This is a genomic window from Paenibacillus sp. GCM10012306 (assembly GCF_042649265.1).
Classification (GTDB): domain Bacteria; phylum Bacillota; class Bacilli; order Paenibacillales; family Paenibacillaceae; genus Paenibacillus_AQ.
The window spans coordinates 19,540-28,244 of the sequence record NZ_JBHRYW010000023.1 but is presented as its reverse complement, the minus strand read 5'-3'; the positions used below and the strand labels follow the sequence as shown (position 1 = coordinate 28,244).

Genomic DNA, 8,705 nt, shown 5'->3' with positions numbered 1-8,705 from the left:
TGGTGCAGATATCACCGGCGTGGATCCGATAACGAACAAATATATTGGTGTGTATGAAGTAGACAGCAACAACAAGGTGGTATCGTTCAAGCTGATCACTCTGACAGCAGACGATATTAAGGTGCCTGTCCCAACTCAGGCGCCAACATTGCCAGCATCGCCATCGCCGGGAACGAACCCGAATACGACGAAGGTGACGACATCCGTAGGAGCGGGTAACCACCTCGTGACGAAAGTAACCTCTACCCTTATTCCTACACCAAATGTAGGGGATGTAGCGCCAACAGGAACGGGAGTAACGAATCCGTATACGCCTGGCGCAGATATCACTGGCGTGGATCCAATAACGAACAAATATATTGGTGTGTATGAAGTAGACAGCAACAATAAGGTGGTATCGTTCAAGCTGATCACTCTGACAGCAGACGATATTAAGGTGCCTGTCCCAACTCAGGCGCCAACATTGCCTGCATCACCATCGCCGGGAACGAACCCAAATACAACGAAGGTGACGACATCCGTAGGAGCGGGTAACCACCTCGTGACAAAAGTGTCCTCTACCCTAATTCCTACACCAAATGTAGGGGATGCAGCACCAACAGGAGCGGGGGTAACAGACCCTTACACGCCTGGTGCAGATATCACCGGCGTGGATCCGATAACGAACAAATATATTGGTGTGTATGAAGTGGACAGCAACAATAAGGTGGTATCGTTCAAGCTGATCATCCTGACAGCAGGCGATATTAAGGTGCCAACACCAGCGCAATATGTTGTTGATTTGTTGATTAATCCAAGTAATGAGCTGATTCAAGTCGGAGCTAGTCAAGCTCTCGTTACAACAGCAGTATACTCCGACCAAAGTATTTTGGATGTGACAGATAAAGCTATTTACAGTACAACAGATCCATCTGTTGCAACGGTTGATGACAGTGGTATTGTTACGGCTATATCTGAGGGAACCGCCGTGATTATGGTGCAATATGACGGTAAGTCTGTTTCGGCAGTCTTTACGGTGCAAGCCGGTATCCCTGACATTAGGCTGGATCTCACGGCTTCTCCAGCTTCTGTTGTAGGAGATGGACAGTCGCTAGTTACACTGAAAGCCAGCGCTATCCGTTTGGTAGATGGAAATCCTGTAGAGGGTAAAACCATTACATTCCAAGGGATCGGAAACACTACGCAAAGTGCTGTGACAGATTCAACCGGGACTGCGACAGTAACGTTCACTGCACCTGCAATTTCAGGTGTGTTACCCGTCCATAATACGATCACTGCCTCGGCCGTCGACTCGGCAGGGCTTACTGCGCAGACAAGCATAGCAGTCCACTATATGCCTGCTTCGGTTCATGGTATTCTAACGGACAGCACGACAGGCAAACCAATAGCAGGAGCGGTTGTCTCTGTATCAGCAGATTTTAACGGGGATGGAATCATAGATTTCTCCCAAGAAGTAACAACTGGGGCGGATGGCTCGTACCAGATTTATGTGCCGCGGGGGAATTGGAATTATAGTATGAATATTCAAACCCCTGTAACCATTGGCAATCAGACAGTGATCATTAATCAAACGCAAACTGCCCAAGTGGGGACTTTAAACGGAACGGAACAAACCTTTACTGCTGCCAACAAAATAACGGGCCAGCTGCTAATCGCACAAAACCCTGCCAATAACGGGAATCCACAACCGACATTAGGAAGTTTGTTTGGAAACGGAAACGTCAGCGCTATCGTGCAAGGCACAGGTGCAAATAACTTTAAATCACAGATTGTACTTGATGCAAACGGCAGCTTTGATGTGAATGATGTACCGCAGGGACAATATGTTGTCGCGTATCAGATTAAGGCTGCGGATGGAACCATTTTAGCCGGACCTGCAGTAACCGTGAACGTGAGTCAAAACGGGGAAATGAGCGTAGTGTACTCCTTGATTGATCCTTATGGCATTGTAAAAGATGCAGTTACGGGTCAACCAGTGAGCGGAGTATCTATGAACCTGTACTGGGCGGATACTGAACTTAACAAGCAGAAGGGACGTACTCCGAATACGCTTGTAGTCTTGCCGGAGTTGCTGAGCTTTGAGCCTAATCAAAATCATAACCCGCAAGTCACGAATGCAGCTGGAGAGTATGCTTGGATGGTATTCCCGGATGGAGATTATTACATTGTGGCTACGAAACCGGGATACGGCACGTTTAACACATTAACAGAGCAAACCAGTGTGACTCCTGATCCTGATTCGGACAGTTATATTCAAAACGGAATCATTCACGTGGGTCAAAGTCTGGTGCAGTTTAGCTTCTCTATGCAGCCGCTCAAGGAGTCGAACTCTGGCTCAGGCAATTCGGGAAGCACGGATAATGGTAGTACGCGTAATAATGCGCCTGGAGGCCTGACAGCAGGCAATGGTACACAAACGGGAGTAACTCTGAGCTGGACTGCGGTAACGGGGGCATCCTCCTACAATATTTACGATAATGGAAAGCTTATTGCTTCCGGAATTACTGGTACTCATTATGAAATTACAGGGCTTGAAGCAGGAACAAAACACAGTTTCACCGTATCGGCTATCGTTGGTGGAGTAGAAACCAAGCCATCAGAAAGTCTTACGTTTACGACGCTGGGGATTCCTGTGAATCCTTCTACCCCTCAAGATTCACAGCATCATGAGAAGTACATCAATGGATACCCGGATGGTACCTTTAAGCCGGCGAAGAATATAACCCGTCAAGAAGTGGCGGCTGTACTGTTCCGAGTCTTCCATCTGGCAAAATCCGAAACGGACGGCACGACTTATTCCGATGTCTCTAGTAGCGACTGGGGAGCGGCAGAAATCGCAGCCGTGACGAAAGCGGGAATCATGAACGGATATCTGGACGGAACATTCCGGCCAAATCAGCTTATCAGCAGAGAAGAGATGGCAGCAATTGCCGCCAGATTGAAAGATCTGCAAGGCAAGGACAAGAACATTTTCACGGATATTTCCAACAGCTGGGCTCGTGAATCTATCAATTCGGCAGCAGAAGCCGGTATTCTGAAGGGCTATGAAGACGGAACCTTCCGTCCGAAAAAGAACATGACCCGCGCAGAAGCAGTCACGATGATTAATCGTCTGGTGGGCCGTGGCCCGCTAGCCGGTGTAGTTAACCCTACATGGTCCGATGTTAATCCGAATCACTGGGCATACGGAGATATTGAAGAAGCATCGGTAGATCACGATTACATCGTTCAAGATGGTACAGAAAGAAGAGTAGAGCAGAAGAAATAAAGTAAGATTTCATTAATGGACTATGCTGCCAAACTCATGGAGATGGCACATAGTCCATTATTTTATGTTGCCCCTTCATTTTGTTATACTGAATGCATGCAACATTATGAAAAGAGGGACCGGATTTATGTCGATTGTTAACCCGAAAACGATTATTCTGGCATCTTCTTCCCCGAGAAGGCAGGAACTGATTGCTTCCTTGAACCTTCCCTATGAAGTTATCGTCAGTGATGTCGATGAAACGACGGAGCCGGGGTTATCTCCTGCCGAGATCGTAGAACAGCTGTCCCACCGCAAAGCACAGGCTGTATACGAACGTTGTGTAGCTGAGTCGCGGTTCGAGACCGGCGGTGTTATTGTCGGCTCCGATACGATTGTAGTGCTGGACGATAACGTACTAGGCAAACCGAAGGATGCGGAGGATGCATTCCGTATGCTACAGTCGTTGCAAGGGCGAAAGCATCATGTCTATAGTGGCGTTGCCGTAATCGATATGAAGACGGATGAGCGGTATACCGCAGCTGGCGAATCACTAGATCATCCTGAGGCCAATGAGACGATAACGTACCTTGGAGAGACTGGTCAGTATCGAGTAACAACCCCGTCAGCCACTGGGCAATCAGAAACAATTGTGGGCCACACGGTTAGCCAGATTACGTTCAGACCTATGAGCGATGAGGAGATTTGGGCATATATAAACACGGGTGAACCCCTTGATAAAGCCGGGAGTTATGGCATACAGGGGATAGGTTCGGTTTTTGTCGAAAGAATTGAGGGTGATTTTTACAGTGTGATGGGGTTGCCCTTGAATTTGCTGTATCCGATTCTTTTGAAATTTGGTCTCAGTCCATTTCAAATGAAGTGAAGTATTTCCAGAATAAGGTGCCAGTTATTGCAGCACCTTTTTTTGCGCTTACGGAGTGAAAATATGAATTGGTAAATGTTGTTTATGTTCATTCCTCTCTATGAGAGTTTATTTTAGGTTATACTTGCTTAGGAGGCATGATGATGTGTGGATGAAGAGAAAGTCCGTCATACATTCAGGAACGTTACAACAGGGCCATTCAGACAATGAATGATGCGAGGAAGGCAACATCTGTGGTACACATTTGACAGACCAGATTTTCACCGCTTAAAATTGATAAATCCACTCTTAAGTTGATGATTCAATGCTTGGAATAGAATCGTGGTATAATGAGTTGGATGTTCAGGGTATTCGTCGAATAATCAAAGATATTATCAAATCTAGATGAACGACGTAACGATTAGAGGCACAGGAGTAGACATTTTAATCTTTTCTTAGGGTTAATAGTTTGCGCGGGCTGCGGTAAACATCAATCGTACATATGCGGAACGTGCTGGAGCGTTGGCAAGATAACCTGCTCCACTCATTATATCCTCGCCCCGAACGTTAATCGTTGCAATTAAAGGCTTCAATGCAGAATACAGGGAAGAGGGATCGGGATGGAATCGCAAACATTTATGCTGCGGGACCTCCCCCATGAAGAACGACCAAGAGAGCGCATGATGCATTATGGGGCGGAATCACTTAGCCAAGCGGAGCTGCTGGCCATTCTGCTGCGTACGGGAACACATCAGGAATCGGCTATTCATGTTGCGCAGAGAATTCTAAGTCAGGTAGGTGGCTTGCGTCAGTTGGCAGACCTTAGCATTAAGGAAATGACTGAAATCAAAGGCATCGGCCCTGCCAAGGCGGTGCAACTAAAAGCTGGCATTGAGCTTGGAAGGCGCATGGCGAATTCCCGGCTGACCGAACCGGTCATTATCCGCAGTCCCCAGGATGCGGCTGAAATTTTGACTGAGCAATTGCGTTACCTCCAGAAGGAGCATTTTGTCTGCCTCTTTCTCAATACAAAGAATCATGTTATTGCACAGGAGACACTATCTATGGGCAGTCTGAATGCTTCCATCGTGCATCCCCGTGAAGTCTTCCGGGCAGCCATCAAGTGCAGTAGCGCTTCCATTATCTGCGCGCACAATCATCCTAGCGGTGATCCTACACCCAGTCCGGAAGATATTGCCCTGACGGGGAGATTGCTTAGAGCGGGAGAAATTGTCGGCATTGACGTTCTGGATCATCTCATTATCGGAGATAAAGGTTTTGTTAGTTTGAAGGAAAAAGGTCATATGTAATAGAATTTTTAAGATTGACTAGGAAAAGGAGAATACAGCATGTTAGGTGGCTTTACGAAAGACTTGGGAATTGATTTGGGGACAGCGAACACGCTAGTCTATTTGCGCGGTAAGGGTATTGTGGTAAGAGAGCCTTCCGTGGTGGCTATTAATACGGATACGAAATCCATTGAAGCTGTAGGTGAATCCGCCAAAAAAATGATCGGCCGTACGCCGGGCAACATCCGCGCCATTCGTCCGATGAAGGACGGCGTTATTGCCGACTTTGATACAACAGCTACAATGATCAAATACTTTATTCGTCAAGCGCAGAAGCAGCGCTCGATGTTCCAGCGCCATCCGAACGTCATGGTCTGCGTACCTTCTGGCATTACTGCTGTTGAGCAGCGTGCTGTTGAGGATGCTACGAAGCAAGCAGGCGCGCGTGAAGCTTACATTATTGAAGAACCGTTTGCGGCTGCTATCGGCGCGGATCTGCCTGTCTGGGAACCGACAGGAAGCATGGTCGTTGATATCGGCGGAGGAACCACGGAAGTCGCTGTAATCTCTCTCGGGGGGATTGTAACAAGCCGTTCGGTTCGTGTGGCTGGTGATGAGATGGATGTATCGATCATTCAGTACATCAAGCGTCAATACAACCTGATGATCGGTGAGCGTACTTCTGAGCAGCTTAAGATGGATGTGGGTTCTGCCCTGCCGCTGGAGAAGGCTGAAACGATGGAAATCCGTGGCCGCGATCTGGTAACCGGTCTGCCGAAGACGCTGACCATTACCTCCGATGAGATTTGCGAAGCATTGGCGGATACCGTAACTGCTATTATTGAAGCTGTAAAAGTTACCTTGGAAAAATGCCCGCCGGAGCTGGCTGCTGACATTATGGACCGCGGTATTGTGTTGACCGGTGGCGGTGCGCTTCTGCGTAATCTGGACAAGCTGCTTGCTCGCGAGACTGGTATGCCTGTCATTGTGGCTGAGAATCCACTTGATTGTGTTGCGATTGGAACGGGTAAGGCGCTTGAGAACATTCATTTGTTCAAGACCCGCAGTGGCTCTACCTTCCGCTCCAAGCGGTAAGTTCGGACTTCCCTGAGGTCGTCAACCCCCGATAAGGGAGAAATACGGTTGTTAGAGGGTGTTGAAACTGTTTAAGTTATTTAGTAATAAACGTTTGTTCATCTTGCTTATTACCCTGGTGATGTTCATCGTGGTCATGGGCTTCAGCCTGGGGTCAAGGAAATCCTTGTCCTGGCCGGAGAACTTCGTCAGGGATACAACCGGTTTTGTGCAAGGCCTATTCTACAAGCCCGCTGGATACGTAGCGGGCTTCTTTGAAGATATCGCCAATCTGCACAAGCTGGCCAAAGAGAACGAACAGCTCAAAATTGTCGTTGCTCAGTATACACGGGAAAAAGCGCAATATAACTTTATTGCTTCTCAGAACGCTAGTCTGCTGGAAAAGCTGAAGTTTACAGAGACGCAGAAGCAGAAATATGACTATGACTATCGCATTGCTCAGGTCGAGAGCATTAATACTGAACCCAACAATAGTACGCTGGTCATAGACATCGGTTCCAAAGACGGAGTCAGACCTAATATGTCAGTAATCTCGACAGAAGGAATGGTCGGTGTGATTAGTCAGGTCAGTAACTTTACCTCTACGGTAAAGCTGATGACGATGATGAATGCGAACGATCCCAATTCGCAGCCGGCTATTGCCGCAACCGCCATCGGCAAAGAGAACGCCTCCTTCGGTATGATTGAGAATTATGATCCGAAGACGAATAAACTTACGATGAACAAGATTCCACCCGGTGATCCGATCAAGGCGGGTGATCAAATCGTGTCTTCCGGCATCGGCGGCTTGTATCCGCGAGGACTGACTATCGGGACTGTTGAAAGTGTGAAGGTAGGCGAATTTGGCCTGACATCCTCCGCTGTGGTTAAGCCTGCTGCCGATTTTCAGGATTGGAAGGAACTGATTGTCGTGTTCACGCAGGAGCGTGCTGAATAGTGAGAGTAAATAAATCGGTCGGTATTTTGCTGTTGTTCCTCTTATTCATACTCGAAGGAACCGTTCTGCCAAGGCTGATCCCGAATGCATGGCAGATGCGGATTATCCCCAATCTGGTCTTTATTGTGGTCTTATTTGTAACGGTTTATCATCACCGTCATACCGCATTAATTCTCGGTCTTAGCTTCGGTATGCTGCATGATATTGTTTTTTACGGTCGGATTCTCGGCGCCCATTCCTTTGCAATGGGCGTTTCGGCCTATCTGATTGGTCTGATCTTCCAGGCTCCCCGTGCACCGCTGCCGCTCATGATGACAGTAGTTTTGCTGGGAAGTCTGTTATCGGATACGATTCTATTCGGAATCTATAGCGTATTTAATTTGAATCAGGAACCCTACAGCTGGGCGCTTCTTGAGTATATGCTGCCTTCCATGCTCTTTCATTTTGCCATCGGTCTGCTCCTGTATGTACCGCTCCGTACCCAGCTTGAGAAGCTGAAGAAGGTGACGCGCAAGGAAGAAACCGCATAAGCCAGTCGGTAATTTCTTCCGTAGAAAAGCAGGAACTTGAGGGGCCCGGCACGAATGATTCAGGATAGGGGGACAGGTATATGACAGTGAAATCCAAACATGTAAGGATTAAGGGCATCAAGGATGGCCTGGTATTCCTGCTAGACGACAAGTGTCCCTTTGAAGATCTTCTGAGCGAGCTTCGCTTCAAGCTGGAGCACAGCCATCAAAATATTTTGACTGGACCGATAGTGCATGTGGATGTTAAGCTGGGCAGCCGTCCCGTATCCGAGGAAGAGAAGGACGCCGTTCTGGACATTCTTAGAGGTCAGGGCAATCTCTTGATTCGGTCCGTGGAGGCGTTGGAAGATCATAGTGCTGTAGACAGCGATGCCCTGTATATGGTCAGTGGCATGGTCCGTTCCGGCCAGGTACTGCACCATCAGGGGAATCTTTTGCTTCTCGGCGATGTAAACCCCGGAGGAACAGTAACCTGCACAGGTGACATTTATATTCTTGGAGCGCTGAGGGGGATGGCTCACGCCGGAGTGGAGGGCAATGTAGAAGCAATTATTGCGGCTTCGCTTCTGTCGCCGACCCAGCTTCGTATTGCAGAAATCATCAGCCGTCCACCGGACGAATGGGAGACTCGCGAGAGCAGCATGGAATTTGCCTATTTAACAAACGGGGCTATGCAAATTGATAAAATTCATAATATGGTCAAATTACGTCAAGGTTTAAATGTGTTTAAAGGGGTGTAGCC

At 48.0% G+C, this 8,705-nt stretch carries 7 protein-coding genes; all 7 read left to right on the top strand.

Features of this window, described 5'->3' with window-relative positions; all coding sequences use genetic code 11:
• Positions 1-3,268, top strand: a 3,268-nt coding sequence (locus ACFORK_RS28490) for an S-layer homology domain-containing protein (protein WP_379205453.1), incomplete at its 5' end; no start/stop codon positions are given.
• A gap of 127 nt (positions 3,269-3,395) precedes the next feature.
• Positions 3,396-4,133 (top strand): Maf family protein, encoded by a 738-nt coding sequence (locus tag ACFORK_RS28485; RefSeq protein ID WP_379205452.1) that lies wholly within the window; start codon positions 3,396-3,398, stop codon positions 4,131-4,133.
• A 599-nt stretch (positions 4,134-4,732) separates the two neighbouring features.
• Positions 4,733-5,422: a RadC family protein gene (gene radC, locus ACFORK_RS28480; protein WP_379205451.1), complete on the top strand. Its 690-nt coding sequence runs from the start codon at positions 4,733-4,735 to the stop codon at positions 5,420-5,422.
• Positions 5,423-5,461: 39 nt separating this feature from the next.
• A complete protein-coding gene (locus ACFORK_RS28475; protein WP_379205450.1) occupies positions 5,462-6,496 on the top strand; it encodes a rod shape-determining protein in 1,035 nt (344 codons plus the stop codon).
• Between the two features lie 58 nt (positions 6,497-6,554).
• Positions 6,555-7,433 (top strand): rod shape-determining protein MreC, encoded by an 879-nt coding sequence (gene mreC, locus ACFORK_RS28470; RefSeq protein WP_379205449.1) that lies wholly within the window; start codon positions 6,555-6,557, stop codon positions 7,431-7,433.
• On the top strand, positions 7,433-7,963 hold the full coding sequence (gene mreD, locus ACFORK_RS28465; RefSeq protein WP_379205448.1) for a rod shape-determining protein MreD: 531 nt from the start codon (positions 7,433-7,435) through the stop codon (positions 7,961-7,963). The genes mreC and mreD overlap by 1 nt, the downstream gene beginning before the upstream one ends.
• 80 nt (positions 7,964-8,043) lie before the next feature.
• A complete protein-coding gene (minC, locus tag ACFORK_RS28460) occupies positions 8,044-8,703 on the top strand; it encodes a septum site-determining protein MinC (protein WP_379205447.1) in 660 nt (219 codons plus the stop codon).
• Positions 8,704-8,705: the final 2 nt, after the last annotated feature.